Below are 17441 nucleotides of genomic sequence, written 5' to 3' on the forward strand. Positions count from 1 at the left end.
GCCTCCCTCGCCTGGTCATTTCTCCCCGGCCTCCTTCGGTACGCGCATCCGCTTGGCGGCCGGCTTCGACGACTCCTCGACGACCTCGTCGAGCTCCTCGCCCAGGTCGACGCGTACGCGGATGTCGGGCTCTTCGGCCGCTGCGGCCGACTCGGTGGGCGCGGCCGGGGCGGCTTCCTCGGTGGCCACGCGCTGACGCACTGCGGGCTCGGGCTGGGGCTCGGGCTCGGGCTTCTGCTCCTTCGGCTCGGGCTGACGCTCGGGCTCGGGCTTCGGTTCGGGGGGCGGCTTCGCCTCGGGCTGGGGCTTCGGCTTCGGCTTCGGCTGTGCCTCGGGTGCGGGTCCTGGTTTCGGTGCCGCTTGCGCCGCAGGCTTCGGCTTCGGCTTCGGCTTCGGCTTCGGCTTCGGGGTGGGCTTGGGTCCGCCCTTCGGGGCCGCCTTCCGCGGTGGCGCCGGTGCCCTCCGTTTCCTCGGCGGAGCCGTCACCTTCTTGAGGGCTTCCAGCTGCTCCGCCTCCGTCAGCCACTCCAGGTTGTGCCGGTACTCGGCGAACCACTGGGCGAAGTTCCGCTTGGCCTTCCCCCGCGCGGGCCCGGGGTCCTTCCACCCGTTGTTGCTGATGAGTTCTTCCTTGATCCTGGACATCTCGTGGATGACCCCCTCCCGGCCGGCCTGCTTCCTGGCCTCGACCAGTCGCCGTGTCATCTCCTTGTAGTAGTTGTCCGTGTGAAGGGTCTGGTGACGTGTGCCGGCCTCGGCGACGATCTTCGGGTCCATGGATGTACGGGGCAGATAGACGCCGTTGAGGGGGTCGTCGCGGGGGGTGATCCCGGCCCATTCGAGGATCTCCCGCGCGGGCCCGGCGCGCCGGTCGCTGTCCGCGATGATGTGGTGCGCGTCGTGCCCGGGCGGCTGGTGCTGGCCGATCGCCTCCATGCGCGCCGCCAGCTCGCGCGACGCCCGCTCGGCCTCCCCGGTCTTCGACTTGAGTTCCTCGCGGACGCCGAGGCCCTCCGGTGGCACCTCGTCCGGCTCGTGGTGCAGCGCCTTGGACTCGCGCCCGGCCTTGGCCTCGGCCTCCGCCACGATCTCCGCGACCTGCCCTTCGAGCGTGCCCTGCGCCTTCAGCCCCTCCTCGAACCGCTCCAGGTGTTCCATCGCCCGCGCGGGGTCGGTCTCGGAGATCCGCCGGATCTGCCGCAACCCCTCTTCCATGAGTTGCGGGTCCTTGAGCCCGGCCTTCGGGAAGCGCTTGCGCAGCTGGTCGATCCGATCCAGTACGGGGGCCCGTTCGGCGGCCGTGGCCTTGACGCGCGGCGCCCGTGGCGGCGGGTCCACTCTCCGCCAGGCCCCCTTCTTCCCCCGCTTGAGGTCGTCCAGGAACGTGCTGAACTCCACCGCCCTGCCGCCGGCGAGTTCCTTCTCCCGGATCTTCCGGAGCCGGGAGAGCATGGCGTCCAGGGCCTCCGGCCCGCCGGCGCCGCGGCCGTGCATCTCGCGGACGATGTCGATCCCGTACTGATGGACGGCCTCCATGCGCCGGCTCTCCCCGGCGAGCGCCGCCAGCAGATCCGCCTTCACCTCGGCCTTGGCCCCGATCCGGCCGAAGCCGATGTGGTCCAGCATCGCGGTGAACCGGGCGCCCTCGCCTTCCGGGATGGCGTCGACGATCCTGCCGACCTCGGCGATCTCGAAGCCGTCCTTCCCCGCCAACCGTCCGAAGGCGTGCGCCAGCTCGGGTGTGAGACCGCCCGCCTTGGCGCCGAGACGGTGCAGGGCGGCGGCCTTGCGTTCCAGGTCGGCGGTGACCGGACCGAGGCGCGGGTGTTCGAGGAACCAGGCCAGGGTGCTGCCCTTGGGCACGTCGACCTCGCTCAGGACCGCGCCGAGGCGGGCTCCGTCCTCCTCGGGAAGCATCAGCAGGAGTTCCGCCAGGGCGTGTTCGTCCTTGAGGCCCTTCAGCGCGGTGCTGCCGGCGTGCAGGGCCTCGGCCATCCGCGTGAACCGGGCCGCGATCTGCTCGCCCTCCAACATCCGGAGCGTCTTCAGGAAGCGGAGGACCGCGACGAGCCGCTCGATCTTGGCGAGTGCCTCGACGGCGGCCTTGATCTCCGAGATCCAGGTCAGCGCCTCGATGATCACGGCCCACTTGATCCTCGTCAGCGCGCGCGGGCCGGCTCCGAGGAGCGCCGCCCCGCGCAGTGCGTCGACGAGCGCCGTCCCGATGTGGTGGACGAGCGCCTGCACCTCCTTCATCGAGGGCTGATGGCCCCGGCCGGCCAAATCGCAGATGACGAGGAGACGTACCAGTTGGAAGAGTCCGGAGAGGACCTTCTCGGGCTCGGTCAGCATCATCTTGAGGGCTTCGAGCGAAGACAGGACGAAGCCCGTCGCCGCTCGGGCCGCCTCCTCGAACTCGATCATCCGCTTGAGGCCGATGACGGCGGTCTCCTCCTCCTCGACCGTCCGCGCGAGCCCGGCGTCATGCCGCAGCGACAGGTTGAACGCCTCTTCGACGAGCCCGAGGAACTCGCGCGGGGTGAGCGGCTTGTGGTCGCCGAACCGCTTGCCGACCACCTGGAGCAGCTCCCACAGATCGGGGCCCATGTCGGCGAACAGCTGCTCGTACAGGCCCGCCTCGATCAACAGGCCGCGGACGGCCTGCAAGGCGTCGAGGCCCTCCAGCGAGAGCATGATCTGGATGATCGCGTGCCGCTGTTCCTCGAACGTCAGCGCCTTGATCAGGATCTTCAGGTATTCCGCCCTCATCTTGGTGTCCGCCAGGGCGAACGCCTTGGCGTCCATGTCGCTCAGCTGGGCGGCGGCCTGCGCGGCGGACGCGTCGTCCCCGGCGAGACCGGCCCGCACCAGGCGGTCGAGCTCCTGGAAGGTGTGGGCCGCCAGCTGCTCGGCCGTCAGCCACGGCTCGGTCTGCGACGTACTGATCCGGAGCCAGCGGCTGCCCTGCTCCTTGCTGCCGTACACCCAGCCGCGTTCCTTGGTCCAGAGCAGGTTGACCCCGTAGCGGTGGCCGTCCAGGGTCGTGACGGTGGGCAGCACGGAGAACCCCTTGTACAGGCTGATCTCGTGCCCCTCCAGTTGCGTCTTCTGCACGGCGCTGCCGATGGTCTCGTCGGTGACGGTCGGCGAGGTGGCGACGGCCCAGTGGAGGCTCTCTTCGGTGCCGAGGGGGCCTTCGAGCACGGCGAAGGAGCGTGCGCCGAAGAGGTGGTCGCCGAGCTGGACGGCGTGGACGAGGCTGCGTGAGCGCGCGTGGCGGGTCGCCTCGCCCAGCATCACGAGCTGGGTGGCGCCGATGACCATCACGGCGCGGCCGTCGACCGGGCTCGGGCCCTGGACGACCTCGCTCAACGAGCGTTCCTCGTACACCACGATCACGGAGCCGTCCTCCTCGGAGCCGTCCTCCTCGGGGACGTCACCGGGGGCGTCCCCGGTGTCCCCGGCGTCCCCGGTGGTCTCCCCAGGGGCGGGCTCCCCGACGGGCTCGGCTCTCGGCGGTGCGGGTGCCGACGGCGGGGCGGCGGCGGACGGCGGGGCGGCGGCGGACGGCGGGGCGGGGGTGGTCGCTTCGGAGGCCGGCCGCTCGGGCGCGGCGGGGGGAGCTTCGGTCGGCGAGGCGGTAGGCGTGGCTGCCGGTCCGGACGGCTGTACGGCACCCTGACGCTGCGCGCCCCGGCCCTCCCCCGTACCGGCCTCGGGCACGGGTGCGACTTCGGCGGACCCTTCGCGGTCCCCTTCGCGCTCTCCCCCTCCGGTGTCGGGAACCGCCACCGCGAAGGTGAGGCTGCTGCGGCCGCGCGGCGTGGTTCCGGCCGGCGGCCCGGGCTCCGATCTCACGGGCCCGGTCGTCGGAGCGAGCTCGGCCCGCTCCTCGGCGGACGCGTCCTCGACCGTCCCATCCTCCACCGTCTCGTCCTCGACCGTCCCGTCCTCGACGGCGAGGGGCCGTTCCGGGACGGCCGGCGGTGGCCGCCATGGAGGGCCGGTGGCGACCCCGTCGTCCGGTCGGCCGTCCGGTCGGCCGTCCAGGCGGCCGTCCAGCCGGTCGTCCTGCTCGACGGCCGCGGCGACCGCTCGGAGCAGGAGCGCCGCCAACTGCCCTTCCCGGGCCCGCAGTCTCCCGTCCCCGGTGAAGGTGACCGAGGTCGGCAGGTGCAGTCGCCGGTACGCGACGCCCCGTACCGCCGTCCCTCCGGCGGTGTCCGGTGCGGCGACGACGGGCGGGTTCACGGCGCCGCCCGCGAGGGTCCCACGGCCTCGGCCGGGACGATGTCGGGGTATCCCGCCTCGGCGATCTTGGCCCGGGCCAGCCTCAGCCGTGCCGCCAGCGCCTTCTCCACCACCGGGCCGAGGCGTTCGAGAGCGGCGGGCGTCGGGGTGCCCGTGATTCTCACGGTGATCTCGAAGTGGCAGGTGATCGTGGGCATGGGAACGCTCCGGGCCGCGCGCTCAGCTGAGGGCCTCGTGCAGGGCGTCCCACACCTCGGCGACGAGGTCCCGGCGGGTCTCCTCGGCGATGTCTCCGGCCACCACCACCTCGATCGGGAAGTGGAAGTGGAGCTCCGCCTCAGGACCGGAGACCACGACGGGCTCGGGTCCCCCGGCCTCGGGCGGCGTGCCCTGGGGTTCGACGTCCTGCTGCGACATAGGGTCCTCGCCTTCCGGTCAGGCGCTGGTGGGGGTGACTTCCAGGCAGACGCAGTTGAAGGTGGTCGTGGGCACGCCGTCGACGACGATCGTGCTGGCGGCGGAGGTGATGTAGCAGTCGTTGAAGACGATCTGCTGGAACGTCCAGTCGCTGCCCGAGGCCTCCTGGACCCCGATGTTGAAGCTCTTGTGCTCCAGCGCCATCTGGGTGAGCTTGGCGACCACCGGGCCGATCGCCTTCACCGCCATGGAGAAGGTGAAGGCCTTGGGCTGGACGACGTGGGCGACGTTGTCGGCCTCCAGCGAGTGCAGGGGCTGCACCGGACTGTTGAAGGTCGGGTTGAACGAGTCGATGGGGGTGACCACGGTGGTGTCGATCATCACCGTCAACCTGGTGTCCCACTTGACCTCGGTCATCTCAGCGCTCCTTAACCCTTGAGGGCCAGCTTGACGGCGATCTGGTGGATCACGCCCGCGTAGACGACCGAGACCTCCATGTCGACACTTCTGGTGCTCCGTCCGTTCCCGATCTGCTTGACCTCGTCGGGGGCGAGCGTGGCGGGTTCCCGTTCCAGCAGCACCAGCAGCGGGATATGGATGACGTACTCCTCGATGACGTCCCGGGTCACCAGCGGGGAGAGCACGCTCTGGACGAGCGTGACGACCGTGCGCAGCCCCGGGCGGTCGATGCGGATGTCTCCGATGGCCTCGATCAGCGCGGCCTTGATCCGGAAGCTGATGTCGTCGAGCGTCCGCACGATGTCGACGTACGCCTTGTTCCCGGCCGGGCTGGCGGTGAGGCCCTCGCCCAGGTAGAGGCCGTGGCCGGGGAGCATCACCGGGCTGGTCACCCAGTTGATGGAATTCGTGTAGTACGTCTCGATCTCGGTGGCCGTGAAGAGACCGGACATGCCCATGTTGATCGGCTTGAGCAGCAGCGAGATGTGCGGTTCGTGGCCCGCGATCACCCCGGCGACCGCCGCCGCCACGTCGTCCTGGGACTCCTTGTGGGCGACCAGCACCATGCGGTCGGTCTTGATCGCTCCCGCGTTGCGTTTCACTTGCGCGGACTGCGCCTCCCCGGGATCCAGCGCGGCCACGCCGATGCGTTCCTTGCCGTCCCCACCGGTGTTGGAGACGTCCACCACATGTTTGGCGAGGAGTTCGACCGGATGGTCGGTGGCCGGGTTCCCGTTGAGGGGGGTATTGGCCAGGACGAGGATCTGCACCGGCAGGTCCTCCGCCTCCGTGAACGCCGTGTCCCAGTCCGGGTCGGCCGGGTCGACCTCGATGCCCCAGACGCGGGTCGGGGGCGGCGTCTGCCGGAAGGCGGTGGCGATGGCGGCGGCCACGTCGTTGGGCTTCTCCCACACCAGCGGATCACCGCTCGGGTGGTCTGCCGCCAGGGCGGCTTCGAGGGTCCAGGTGAAGCTGCTGACCTCGCCCGGGCCCTCGCCCCCTCCCCCACCCTCGACCTCGGCGACCGACTTGATCGTGAGGTACTCGGCCTCCTCGCCCTCCCCGATCCTGACGCGGGTGCCGACCGGGAAGCTCGCCGCCGCGGTGACGGTGGTGGCGGCCTTGTCGGCCTTGGCGGCGAGCGTCGTCGCTCCCTTCGGATACGCCTCCACGGCCTTTCCGGGGTACGTGAAGGACCGGGCGGTGGTGGCGCCTCTCCCGACGGCCCCCTTGCCGAGGACGAGGATGTCCCCGAAGGCTCTGGTGGCGGGTGCGAAGAGCTCACTGCTCGCCGTGACAGTGACGTAGTTGAACGGCATCGACTGCTCCTCACCGTGTGCGCGCCCGGCTCCGCGGGGGCGGGCGGGACGCGGTCGGTGACCGCCGGGCCCTCAGGGTGCCGTCTCGAAGACGGCGACGTATCCCTGGGTCGCCAGCAGATCGCCGACCAGTTGCTCGGTCGTCCGTGACGGTTCGTCGGTCGCGGTGGCCGGGAAGACCGCGAGCCACGCGCTGGAGGCGAGCGGGGCGCCGGCGTCCTGGGCCGCCGGTCGTGGGCTCGCCGCGTCGACCGCCCGCTTGGCCTGGCTGAGCCGGCGCAGCGCGTCGGCGAGGTCGAGACGGTCGAAGAAGAGCGCCGAGATCCGCAGGGGGAGGCTGCGGGCGGGCGCCGTGGGTTCGAAGGGGGGTGGTTCGGCGTACCGGAGACGGTAGGGCCGCTCGTAGGCGTCCTGCCGTGCCGCGGCGCCGTCGGCCGCCGCCCAGGCCGCCTCCGCCTCGACGGAGGCGAGGAGGCTGTCGGCCGAGGCGGCCTTCACCACGACCACGGTCTCCAGCGACATGTCGATCCAGTGGACCGCGGGGGTCGCCGGGATCTCGACGGTGGCCCGGGCCTGTTCGGTCACGGGGACCGTCTTGTCCCAGGATCCGCGGACGGCGACCGAGGCGTGCACGGCGGTCTGGAACTCCTGGTGGACGACCTTGACGGACTCCACCGACCGGATGTCGAGGGAGGCGGGGTCGTAGACGGAGACCAGCAGGGACCGTACCCGCTGGCGCTGGGGGTCGGTGTCGGGAACGAGGAGTGACGTCACGTGATCCGGTACCAGGTACCGGAGCATCAGGTCGTCCGTGAAGCCGTTCGTCGCCGCCATCTCGCAGTCACCTTCTCCAGCCTACGCCGCGGTGCCGATCTCCGTGCGCGTCAGCCCTCGTCGGCGGCCGGGAGGCAGTAGGCGCAGCCGTTGTAGCCGTGGGCCTGCGCCTCCTCCAGGCGCTCGAAGGGGAGCCTGTGGGCGAGGGAGAGCTTCTCGAAGAACGGGCAGGTGTTGATGTGCAGTTCGTGGCTCTTCGGATTGCCGAAGAAGAACTCGTCGAGCTCCTTGACCGCGGTGATCTGGATCGTCATGCGTCCGGCCACCTCGTCGTCCTGGATCTGGGTCGCGACGAAGGGGTACTCCTTGAGGTGTTCGGCCTCGTGGGAGAAGTCGATGACCAGGTCGGCCACGACCTCGTCCTCGGCGTCGAGCCGGAAGCCCTCGATGACCGCCTTCTCGCCGCCCGCCATCCGGAGCGTGGAGCGCACCTGCCCGGGTTCCGTCACCGCGATGTGGCTGAGGGTGGAGGATTTCACGAGGCTGCTCAGGGTCCGGACGGTGATCTGGGTGTCGGGGGGCATCTCCTTGGCGTCCAGCTCCCACGCGCCGTCCGTGGCCACCGGACCGCCGCGGAGCGTGAGGGTCAGCCGGGTCTGACCGCCGAGGACGGACTTGCGGGGGGAGACGTTGCGCTGACCCACGTTGTTGCTCTGGCGTACCAGCTGGTCGTGTGCCAGCGGTTGGCCGGACATGGCGGCGCCGGCGGGGTCGTCCGGGCCGTGCACGATGGCGATCAGGCATTCGTGACCGGCGATGGTGGGGATCCAGGGGAAGGGGCCGACCCGCACCGACCCGCCGGGCGGGATCGCCTCGTGGATGACCAGTGAGCCGACGGATTCGAAGTGGGTGGGCCAGGTCATGCCGGTTCCCGGGTTGCACCGGTGGGTGTCAACCTGGAACCGGTCGGCGCCGGCCTGCGCGGTCCCCCGGTTGTGCACCCGTACATAGAGGTGGTTCAGCTGGCCGACGATGGGGTCCTGGTGCTCGTCCGCCGGGTTGTCGTCCTCGAACTCGTTGCGGACCCAGATGTCGGGCGACTGCCACGTCGGATCGTCGCCGGTGCCGCTCGGCACGGCACCGGTGTCTCCGGGCCGGTCGGCGATGAACACGTCGACGACGGGCTTCGGCCAGAGTCCCTGCTCGGAGAAGACGTTGTTCATCAAGCTCTCGTGCAGGCCGTTGTTGAGCGTGCAGTCGACGGCGATGAGGGTCTGGGCCAGGTGGACGGCGTTCTTCTTGCTGTTCGACGTGTCGGGCTTGAGGCGTGGTATCAGCGCGAGGAGCAGCTTGGTCATCCTGTCGCCGGCCCTCTTCCGCGCGTTCATCTCCTTCTTGTCGCCGCCCATGCCGAGGTAGCACCGCCACAGCGCCGAGGCCAGCATGGAGGTGCGCTCGTCCGGCGTGTAGTCGTCGAAGTCCGCGTCGTCGAAGCGCTGGGTCAGGTCGAGGCGTCGCGCCTTGCTCCATTCGTCCTGCAGGTTGTTGTCGAAGGGGAACGTCTCGGTCCTGCGGTGTCCGGCGGGGTTGAACCGGTCGCGGTAGACGCCCGCCATGACGTCGCAGATGCTGTGCTCGTACTCCAGGGGGCCGGGCGGGCCGGAGCGGAGCCACTGGACGACGCCGTGCGTGTACTCGTGCACGATGATGCCGAGGTCGGCGGCGCCGGGCACGTGTTTCATGTCGAAGCGGATCCGCGGGGGTGTCGTCGTGCCGATCCACTCGCTCCGGTCGGTGGACGCGGCGCCCTGGGGGTCGATCTCGACCGGGACCATCCGGGCGTTGAGGATGGGGTCGCCGAGGTCGCGGAGGTATTGGGCGAAGGTGTCGGTCCAGTAGTAGGCGTTCGCGCTGAGGAACGCCTTGTCCTTGGCGTGGCTGCCGAACCGGAAGGCCTTCGTGGTCGACGTCGGCTGGGCGAATCCGGAGTCGTCCCAGTCGCTGCACAGGCACCAGTCCCCCTTCAGGTGGAACTTCCCGTTCTGGTCGGCTTCGGCGATGTCCACCTGGACGTCACGGGCGAACTGCTTCAGGGTGTCGTGGGTCGAGATGGAGCTGAGCGTGCCGTCGTTCGACTGCGTCACCGGGTCGGGCATGTACACATCGAGCGTGGCGGTCACATACCTTCCCCCGACCTCGATCCAGAGGAGCTTCCCCTCGACGGCGTCGACGACGACCCGGAAGTGCTCGAAGGGGCCGGTGGTCTCGACGATGAGGTCGTGGACGAGGTGCAGCCTGCCGTCCGGGCGCCGCCTGCCCTTGCGCAGCAGCGCGAGCGAGGCGGTGGGGTGGTCCGTCTCCGGCAGCGGGGGCCGGGTGGTGTCCCGCAGATAGACGAGGTCGTCGCGGACGACCGAAGCGGTCGCGTAGCCCTTGCGGAAGGGCGCGAGAGCGGCCTTCTCGGCGAGGTCGGGGTCCTGTGCCGTGCTCACGTCGGGGGCGTCGGAGACATCGGCCTCCGTCGCGTTCTCGACCTGCACGACGGCCGCCTGCCGGGTGTCGGCCACCATCTGGAGCATGGCGCCCCGGATCGGAACGTCCTGGTGGAACTGCTGGTAGCGGACGTTCAGGGTCCGCGTGTCCCGGTCGGCCCGGACCTCGCGGAGGTCGGCGCCCTCGGTCCCGAGTTCGCTCGCGCGCTCCCGTACGAAGGTGTTGACGGCCCTGCGGGCGGTCGGCGCGCGGAAGAGGGTGGCGCCGGGATCGAGGTAGCGGCGCAGGACGCCGTCGGCGCCCCGGTGCTCACCGACTCCAGGAAACAGCTTCAGCGGTTCGCCGGGCACCGGACCCGGGTCGTTCCGGAGTCTGCGCTCCTCGTTCCGGCCCATGACGTACTCCTCCGCACACACGGATCCACCCCCCTGGCGGCCCACCCCTCAGCGGACGACGGTGGGGTTCGTCAAGGGGCCTCCGCGGGAACACGGGACGGGATGGTCGGCAGCACGAGGCGCCGCGGCTCGGTGGCGAGGACGCGGCCGGAGCGGGCGACCGCCAGGAGGTTCGGCAGCGCGTACGGCTCCGCGGCGTCGAGGTCGACGGTGTAGCCGAGGTCCTGGAGGCTCGCGACCGTCAGCCTGCTCAGCGGGTTGTCGTTGCCGTCGATGCTCGGCGACATCAGCTCGTTGTCGAAGACGGACTCACGCCAGTGGCTGCCGGCGCTGCCCATCCCGCCGGTGTTCGCGACGGGGACGGGGCCCGGCGGTTCGCCGACCAGCGTCCCGAACTCCTCCATGCCCGCCGCTCCCACATAGGTGGGGTTGGGGCCGGGGAAGTCCTCGCGCAGCCCGAAATCGTCCCAGAGCGTGCCGATGCCCAGCACGTGGCCCATCTCGTGCGTGATCACGTCGAGGAGGGAACCGTCGGCCTCCATCTCGGCCAGGTCCGCGCTGTCGAACCGCATGCGCCCGGTCACGGGGAGTCGGGCACCGCTGACCGCGTTCGGCCGGCGGAACCGGGTCGGTCCGGCCTGGCCGAGGATGTTCGGCACCTGGTCCGTGCCGTCGATCGGGACGCCCTCGGCGTCGATGAGGACGTCGTCGACGACGACGGTGCCACTGAAGTCCCGCACGATCGCGGTCTCCAGGTCACCGACGATCACCCGCGTCCACCGCTCGGCGGCCTCGGCGAAGACGGCCTTCTGGCCTGCTGTCAGTCCTTGGACGAAGCGGACCTCGATCTGGAAGGGGGAGGTCGTGGCGGCGATCTCCGCCGCGCGGCCCCCGTCTGCGACCGCCGTGTACGTCTCGAAGATCGCGTGGTTCTGCCTGCCGCCCATGGCTCCTGCTCCCATCGCGTGCGGCCGCGTGTGTTCCCCGAGAACCAGCTTAGGCACGTTCCCGTCTACGGACCACCGACGGGACGGCGACGAGCCAGCGACGGGCCAGCGACGGGACGACAGGACAGCGACGGGCCGGTGGTCCGCCCACCGGGTAGGCCCTCGCACGTTGTTGCTCATTCAAGCGTGGCACCGGGCCTCTCAGCGCCACGCCGGCGGTGGGAGCGGCCGTCACCCCGATCCCGATCCCGATCCCGATCCCGATCCCGATCCCGTGGGGGCCTGTCCGAAGTCGCCAGTACCTCCACCTCCACCTTCGCCGCGCTCGTCGCCGGCAGGCCCGCGTACACCGGCGTCGTGGCCAACGACTCGGTCGTGACGAACGGCGCGCGGTACTACTCCGACTTCGGCGACACCGGGCAGAAGGTCGCGCGCCGGCCTGGCGCAGCGGCATGGCCACGCGGGTGAGCGACGGGGTCATCCTCACGAACCAGAACAGCAACTTCGCGGCCGCCCGCCGGTGGAGTTCACGCTGCGGGGAACCTCCGACGGCGTGACCCAGGACCTCGTCTTCATCGTCCCGCACGCGAAGGCCGGGGCCACCGCGGACGCGTGGAATCTCCGCAACCCCGCCTCGCCAGGCCCTCACGTCCTACCTCGACACCACGTCCCCGACGCAGAACGTCTTCGTCATCGGCGACTGGAACGACGATGTCGACACGTCCATCACACCCGGGAGGGCATCGCCGTTGGCCAACTTCGTGAACGACAAGCCTCGTTACGGCCTCCCGACGCACGCCCGCTGTCGCTGGTTCGCTGGTCGGTGTGCCGTCGACGGCCGCCCGCCGCGTCGTTCACGCACACCTGCGCCGACCTCGCGTGCACCTTCACGGACACCAGCAGCGACGCCAGCGGCGACGCCGACGGCACGATCCCGGGCCGCGGTTGGGCCTTCGGCGACGGCCGGACGTCGAGCGCGACGGACCCGAGCGTCACCTGCTCGGCAGCGGGCACGTATTCGGTGCCCCCTGACCGTGACGGACAACGACGGTGCCACGCACACCACGCCCACGGACGTCACCGTCACCCGCGGGAGGCGGAGGGGACCGGCCGACGTCGTGATCAACGAAGTGCCGGCCAACGAGCCGGGCAGCGATACCACGAGCGAGGCCGTCGAGCACGATCAGTTTGCTGACACGGTCTCCGGGTCGGCGGAGCGGCGGGTCGGCGGGGCGACGTACTGGGAAAGCCATCAAGGGTCCGGGGCGGCGGGGCCGCTCAGGACGAGAGCGGCGAGGGACCGGAAGCAGTGTGCACCGGGCGGGAGGGGATCGCGCCGTGACCATCCGCCTGCGGCCCGTCGGCTGGTCAGGCCTCGGGGCGGGTGGCCGTGACCACGTAGTAGTCCAGAGTGCCTTCCTGGTAGGCCTTCAGGAAATTGCGGGGCCACGTGCCCGGCTTCCACTGGTCCGACAGCCAGCGGTCCCAGCCCTCCCACACCTCCGGGCCGATGGAGGCGGCCCGCGCGTCCGTGAGGCCCGCCTGGGTGAACGCCTCCGTCAAGAGGGTGACGGGGCGGGCGATGTCCAGGCCGTCGGCGTAGGTGTCGAGGAGGTCGGCGAGCCGGGGGCCGTGGCGCGGGTCGTCGTCCGGGGTGAAGAAGCTCGCGACGGCTACCCGCCCGCCGGGCGCCAGGACCCGGGCCGTCTCGTGGGCGAAGGCGATCAGGTCGTCGAAGTGCTGGGCGGCCTCGACGCTGTGGACGCGGTCGAACTCGCCGTCCCCGAAGGGCAGGTTCTCCGCCGCGCCCCGGACGAACCGGAGCCTGGGCGGGGAGGCGTCCAGCAGAGCCGCGTTGGCTTGGCGGGCACGGTCCAGCTGCTGCGGATGGATGTCCATGCCGGTGATGTGTGCGGGGTCGTACTCACGCAGGGCCAGCGCACACCCGACGCCGAGCCCGCAGCCGACCTCGAGCAGCCTCCTGCCGGCGAGCGGCCCGGCGGAGTCGAGCACGTGCCGGTACATGTCCTGCTGGCTGCGGACACGATCGTCGACCGAGATCGGGCCGGCGACGTCGATCGACCTCCAGTACCCGAAGTTGATGAAACCTCCGGCGAACACCGGGACCGAGCTGAGGTCGGCCGGCCCGTACGTCTCCTGGACCGTGGCCCGCATTTCCACTGATTCCGCCACAGGCGTCACCTCCACGGTCAGTGTGACGGTCGGGTACCCAGGGTGTCGACGGCGCCACCGGCCAAGTCGCCGGCTGACGGGTAGTGATACCGCGCACGAGCACTTGTTCAGCCAGGGGGTGCCCGGCTGAATGGCCGGGCTCGGGCGGGCTACCGGTGTCAATCCGACGCCGTACGTTCCGTCGGGAGCGAGAGCCGAATGCGGCGCCCATCGGGGTCCACGTCGACAATCAGCGTCGCCAGCTCATCGCCGACCTGAGTGCTGTGGTCGCTGCCGAGCTTCGACAACTCGGAGTTGTGGAGCAGGCCGTCTATTCCGTCGGCGACGCTCACGAACGCGCCGAACGGAACCAGCTTCGTCACGCGCGCCCGCCGGACGCTGCCGACCTGATCGACCCAGGCCAGCCAGGGGTTCGGCTGCAAGGCGCGCAGGGACAGGACCGCTTGTCCACGCGTCTCGGCATCGACTCCGACGACCGCCGCGGTCACTCGCTGACCGACCGTCAAGACCTCGCTGATGGAAGAGAACCACTTCCAAGAGACCTCCGGCGGCGGAATGAAGCCCACGGAAGGCTCGGGGGCGTCATCGAGGTCGACGAACACACCGAAGTTCTCGATCGCGGCGACCACCCCCGAGCGTTCTTCACCGTGCCGGAGTGTCGCAAGGAACTCTTTCAGCGCCGCGGAAGGAAGTGGATACGTCACGGCCATGACGATATCCGCCCCCCTGCCCCGCCTTCGATGCGCCATCGACTTATCCGACTTCTCCCGACTTCTCCCGACAGTCTGCTGCGGGCGCGGCAGGGTTCTTGGCGCGTTCGTCGGGGTCGTCGAAGGCGGGCGTACGGCGTTGGGCGTGGTGTTCAGGCGGGGCCAAGGACGGCCAGGGCTGCGAGCGCGGGGCCGAAGGCGCCGCCGAGCTGGTAGCCCAGGTTGAACAGGCCTATTGCGGTGGGGCGTTGGGGTGGGGGTGCGCTCCGGACGGCCAGTACCCCCAAGGTGGCTTGGCCCGCGCTGGTGGTGAGGACGGCCAATGTCGCGACGGGGAGGAGCAGTGATGGCCAGGGGGTCAGCAGGGCGGTGAGCGGGGCCAGGGCTCCGGTGGTGAGCAGGATGGCCAGGACGCGGGGGTGGCCGAGTCGGTTCGCGACGACGGCGAGTGTCATGGCGAGGGCGGAGCCGGTGAGCAGGGCGCCCAGTTGGCCGACGCCGATCGTGGAGGTCGACCAGTCCGTGCGGTCGTGGAGCAGCTGCGGAACGGTGAACAGGAGGGTGAAGTACGAGGTCGAGAAGGCGCAGGCGAGCAGGGTGGAGAGGAGGAACGTCCTGGTGCGCAGCAGGGAGAGCGGGACGAAGCCGGCGGGGCGGGTCCGGATGTGCAGCGCGAGCAGTATGACCGTTGTCAGGGCGGCGGTCGTGGCGGGGAGCGAGGCGCGGGGTACGAGGACGAGGGACGTGGCCAGTAGGACCAACAGGGCCGCGCCTCGGGCGTCGAACGGGGTTGTCTGTCGGGGCGCGTCCGGGTCGGCGCGGCGGGTGACGGCCGGGAGGGCGAGGAGCGCGACCGCTCCTACGGCGAGGGAGAGGCGCCAGGAGGTGGTGTCCGCGATCAGCGAGCCGAGCAGGGGGCCGACCGCGCCGAACATGCCGAAGCCTGCCGTGATGACGCCCATCCTGCGGACCGTGCCGGCCAGGCTCATCGCGGCGGTGACCAGGCCGGCGCCACCCAGCGCCTGTACCGCGCGGCCGGTCATGGCCAGCGGCAGCCAGGGGGCGGTGACGACCGCGGTGCCGGTCAGGACCAGGGTCGCGCTCAGTCGGAGGACGACGCGAAGACCTCGGCGGCGCAGCAGTGCGGCCATCAGGGGCGTACCGACCGCGACGGCCCAGGCGAACGCCGTGACGAGCCAGGTCGCGGTGGCGGTACGGACGCCGAAGGAGTCGGCGATGTCGTCGAGGATCAGGACGGGGCTGTTGGCGCTGGCGGCGAGCGGGGTGGCCAGTAACGCGAGCCAGAGGGCGGGTACGGGGCGCGGCTCCGGTGGTGGGGCGGTGGTGGGAAGCGGTCGGGTGCGGTCGAGCAGGGGCATGGCGGACTCCGTGGCAGGGGCGGGCGGGGTGATGCGTCCGGCTCTGGGTTGCGAGCCGTTCAGACGGTGGTGATGACGTCGTCGTAGGCCAGGCGCGGGGAGCGGGGGAACCAGGCGTCCTCGCCGGGCTTGCCGATGTTGACGACCATCAGCGGGGTGTGGTCGGCGTCCAGGAACTCCTTCTGGACACCGGCGAAGTCCAGGCCGGTCATCGGGCCGGCGGCCAGGCCGGCGGCGCGGACGCCGACGATGAAGTACGCGGCCTGCAGGGCGGCGTTCAGCAGCGCGGAGCCCTCGCGGACCGGGCGCTCCGAGAAGAACATGTCCTTGGCCTGCGGGAAGTGCGGGAGCAGGGCCGGGAGCTCCTCGTGGAACTCGTTGTCCGCGGAGAGGATCGCGACGAGCGGCGCCGTGCGGGTCTTGGCCTGGTTGCCCTCGGCCATGTGCTTCACGAGGCGCTCGCGGGCCTCCTCGGAGCGGACGAGCGTGATGCGCAGCGGGGTCTGGTTGAAGGCGGTCGGGCCGAACTTCACCAGGTCGTAGATCGCCTGGACCTGCTCGTCGGTCACCGGCTCGTCGGTGAACGTGTTGGCGGTGCGGGCCTCGCGGAAGAGGAGGTCCTGGGCGGCGGAGTCGAGAACGAGATCGGACACGGTGCACTCCTGTTCATTCAGCCTTGATTATCTCAACGTTGAGAAGACGCCTGCTGAGAAGATGTCCGTTGAGAAGATGTCCGGTCAGAGGAGTGCGACGATGAGTGATGCCGTGGACGCGATCATCCACCAGTGGGTCGAGGAGCGCCCCGACGTGGAGGACGAGCTGTGGCCGGTGCAGCTGTTCGCCCGCGTCCAGCGCCTGAACCGGGTCGTCGAGAAGTCCGCCAAGGCAGCGGCGGCCGCTCACGGCGTGGAGTACGGCGAGTTCGACGTGCTCACCACGCTCCAGCGCTCGGGCCCGCCCTACGCCCTCACCGCCGGCGCCCTCCTGAAGGCGGCCATGGTGACCTCCGGCGCGATCACCAACCGCATCGACCGGATGGAGGCCAAGGGCCTCGTCGAGCGGATCCGTGACGACAGCGACCGGCGCACGGTCAAGATCCGCCTCACCGACCACGGTCACGACGTCACCCGCGCCGCCTTCGCCGACCACCTCGCCAACTACAGTCGGCTGCTGGCCGGCCTGGACCGCGAGCTCGTCGCAGGGACGGGCGACGGCCTGCGGCAGGTACTGGAATCCCTCGGCGACACCGATATCGGGTAGACCCTGCCCCCGGCGAGGACCGGGACCGGGCGGTGCCTGATCTAGGTCCGCAGCTGTCCTCATTCGGCTCTAGGGTCGTCGCATCGCGAGGGACCGGATGAGAGGACGAGACCGATGAGGCACGCTGCATCCGAGGGTTACACCAGCGTTGCACCGTGGGTGGTCACCGACGACACCGGTGCGCTGCTCGACTTCGTCACCGCCGCGTTCGACGGCGAGGAGCTCGCACGGGTACCAGTCGAGGACGGCACCATCGGCCATGGTGAGATCCGTGTCGGCGACACGGTGGTGCTGGCCTTCGACCGACGGTCCGACTGGCCGCTGATGCCCTCACTGCTACGGATCTACGTCCCGGACGCGGACGCCGCCATGGCCGCTGCTGTCGCACACGGGGCGCAGGTGGTCACCGAGGCCACTGACAGCGCGTGGGGGGATCGCGGTGGCCGCGTGCGGGATCCGTTCGGCAACATCTGGTGGGTGGTGAGCCGGGTCGAGGACGTCGCACCGGACCGGGCCTGGGAGCGCATGTTCGAGCCGAGGTACGCCGAGGCGATGCGCGTCGCCCAAGAGACGCTGGATGCCGCGTTGAGCGGCCGGGATTCCGGGGTTGCGAGTGCCCCGCGGCGGCCGAACCGCTGAGCCTTCCGGGGCCGCCGGAGATGCCGGCACATCCGCGAAGCTCCTGACGGACAGCTTCCGGCCGAGATCGGCCGAGTCCGGCGGCCCGCTGCGCCATGGACCAGTTCCTGCCGGATTCGAAGGCGTTGAGGCGGGTGTCCGCCTTGGCCGCCTCACGTGCGGCCGGGTGGCCTCGGCCCTCTCCGGCCGTCGGCTCCGTCCGCAG

Annotated in this window: 14 protein-coding genes; 2 read left to right on the plus strand and 12 right to left on the minus strand. The window is 70.6% G+C overall.

All coding sequences use genetic code 11. The features are described 5' to 3' along the window. Window positions 1-15: 15 nt before the first annotated feature. The 12 genes from HHL19_RS38550 to HHL19_RS21875 all read right to left on the minus strand — a co-directional run bounded on the left by HHL19_RS38550 (window position 16) and on the right by HHL19_RS21875 (window position 15990). Entirely contained in the window at window positions 16-4251 is a 4236-nt protein-coding gene (locus tag HHL19_RS38550; protein ID WP_169092019.1) for an AHH domain-containing protein, read from the minus strand. Then, window positions 4248-4448: a hypothetical protein gene (locus HHL19_RS21825; RefSeq protein WP_169092020.1), complete on the minus strand. Its 201-nt coding sequence runs from the start codon at window positions 4446-4448 to the stop codon at window positions 4248-4250. Before HHL19_RS21825 ends, HHL19_RS38550 begins: the two co-directional genes overlap by 4 nt. A gap of 22 nt (window positions 4449-4470) precedes the next feature. Further along, window positions 4471-4668, minus strand: a complete 198-nt coding sequence (locus HHL19_RS21830; protein WP_169092021.1) for a hypothetical protein — start codon at window positions 4666-4668, stop codon at window positions 4471-4473. An 18-nt stretch (window positions 4669-4686) separates the two neighbouring features. Then, entirely contained in the window at window positions 4687-5085 is a 399-nt protein-coding gene (locus HHL19_RS21835; RefSeq protein ID WP_169092022.1) for a hypothetical protein, read from the minus strand. A gap of 11 nt (window positions 5086-5096) precedes the next feature. Further along, window positions 5097-6446 carry a hypothetical protein gene (locus HHL19_RS21840; protein ID WP_169092023.1) on the minus strand — a complete coding sequence of 450 codons (1350 nt, stop codon included), beginning with the start codon at window positions 6444-6446 and terminating at the stop codon, window positions 5097-5099. Window positions 6447-6518: 72 nt separating this feature from the next. Then, window positions 6519-7280 carry a hypothetical protein gene (locus tag HHL19_RS21845; RefSeq protein ID WP_169092024.1) on the minus strand — a complete coding sequence of 254 codons (762 nt, stop codon included), beginning with the start codon at window positions 7278-7280 and terminating at the stop codon, window positions 6519-6521. 50 nt (window positions 7281-7330) lie between these two features. Beyond that, complete coding sequence (locus tag HHL19_RS21850; protein WP_169092025.1) at window positions 7331-10108, minus strand: hypothetical protein; 2778 nt, start codon at window positions 10106-10108, stop codon at window positions 7331-7333. A gap of 71 nt (window positions 10109-10179) precedes the next feature. Continuing rightward, the gene (locus HHL19_RS21855) at window positions 10180-11055 is read right to left on the minus strand and encodes a leishmanolysin-related zinc metalloendopeptidase (RefSeq protein ID WP_169092026.1); all 876 of its coding nucleotides are present in this window, start codon (window positions 11053-11055) and stop codon (window positions 10180-10182) included. Between the two features lie 1368 nt (window positions 11056-12423). Then, on the minus strand, window positions 12424-13248 hold the full coding sequence (locus tag HHL19_RS21860) for a class I SAM-dependent methyltransferase (protein ID WP_346768365.1): 825 nt from the start codon (window positions 13246-13248) through the stop codon (window positions 12424-12426). A 158-nt stretch (window positions 13249-13406) separates the two neighbouring features. Continuing rightward, window positions 13407-13958: a S1 RNA-binding domain-containing protein gene (locus HHL19_RS21865; RefSeq protein WP_169092027.1), complete on the minus strand. Its 552-nt coding sequence runs from the start codon at window positions 13956-13958 to the stop codon at window positions 13407-13409. 152 nt (window positions 13959-14110) lie between these two features. Beyond that, a complete protein-coding gene (locus tag HHL19_RS21870; RefSeq protein WP_169092028.1) occupies window positions 14111-15337 on the minus strand; it encodes an MFS transporter in 1227 nt (408 codons plus the stop codon). 59 nt (window positions 15338-15396) lie between these two features. Beyond that, complete coding sequence (locus HHL19_RS21875; RefSeq protein ID WP_169092029.1) at window positions 15397-15990, minus strand: malonic semialdehyde reductase; 594 nt, start codon at window positions 15988-15990, stop codon at window positions 15397-15399. A 100-nt stretch (window positions 15991-16090) separates the two neighbouring features. Between HHL19_RS21875 and HHL19_RS21880 the strand changes: the two genes are divergently transcribed. Both HHL19_RS21880 and HHL19_RS21885 read left to right on the plus strand, forming a co-directional pair. Further along, on the plus strand, window positions 16091-16597 hold the full coding sequence (locus tag HHL19_RS21880; RefSeq protein WP_169092030.1) for a MarR family transcriptional regulator: 507 nt from the start codon (window positions 16091-16093) through the stop codon (window positions 16595-16597). Window positions 16598-16711: 114 nt separating this feature from the next. Next, a complete protein-coding gene (locus HHL19_RS21885) occupies window positions 16712-17236 on the plus strand; it encodes a VOC family protein (RefSeq protein ID WP_169092031.1) in 525 nt (174 codons plus the stop codon). The last annotated feature ends 205 nt before the right edge of the window (window positions 17237-17441 follow it).

Origin of the sequence: Streptomyces sp. R302 (assembly GCF_012927245.1) — a bacterium.
Classification (GTDB): domain Bacteria; phylum Actinomycetota; class Actinomycetes; order Streptomycetales; family Streptomycetaceae; genus Streptomyces.

Bases quoted from the DNA above. Each gene is read 5' to 3' on its own strand.
- HHL19_RS21825 (WP_169092020.1), bottom strand. From the start codon at position 4,448: ATGCCCACGATCACCTGCCACTTCGAGATCACCGTGAGAATCACGGGC.
- HHL19_RS21830 (WP_169092021.1), bottom strand. From the start codon at position 4,668: ATGTCGCAGCAGGACGTCGAACCCCAGGGCACGCCGCCCGAGGCCGGG.
- HHL19_RS21835 (WP_169092022.1), bottom strand. From the start codon at position 5,085: ATGACCGAGGTCAAGTGGGACACCAGGTTGACGGTGATGATCGACACC.
- HHL19_RS21840 (WP_169092023.1), bottom strand. From the start codon at position 6,446: ATGCCGTTCAACTACGTCACTGTCACGGCGAGCAGTGAGCTCTTCGCA.
- HHL19_RS21845 (WP_169092024.1), bottom strand. From the start codon at position 7,280: ATGGCGGCGACGAACGGCTTCACGGACGACCTGATGCTCCGGTACCTG.
- HHL19_RS21850 (WP_169092025.1), bottom strand. From the start codon at position 10,108: ATGGGCCGGAACGAGGAGCGCAGACTCCGGAACGACCCGGGTCCGGTG.
- HHL19_RS21855 (WP_169092026.1), bottom strand. From the start codon at position 11,055: ATGGGCGGCAGGCAGAACCACGCGATCTTCGAGACGTACACGGCGGTC.
- HHL19_RS21865 (WP_169092027.1), bottom strand. From the start codon at position 13,958: ATGGCCGTGACGTATCCACTTCCTTCCGCGGCGCTGAAAGAGTTCCTT.
- HHL19_RS21870 (WP_169092028.1), bottom strand. From the start codon at position 15,337: ATGCCCCTGCTCGACCGCACCCGACCGCTTCCCACCACCGCCCCACCA.
- HHL19_RS21880 (WP_169092030.1), top strand. From the start codon at position 16,091: ATGAGTGATGCCGTGGACGCGATCATCCACCAGTGGGTCGAGGAGCGC.
- HHL19_RS21885 (WP_169092031.1), top strand. From the start codon at position 16,712: ATGAGGCACGCTGCATCCGAGGGTTACACCAGCGTTGCACCGTGGGTG.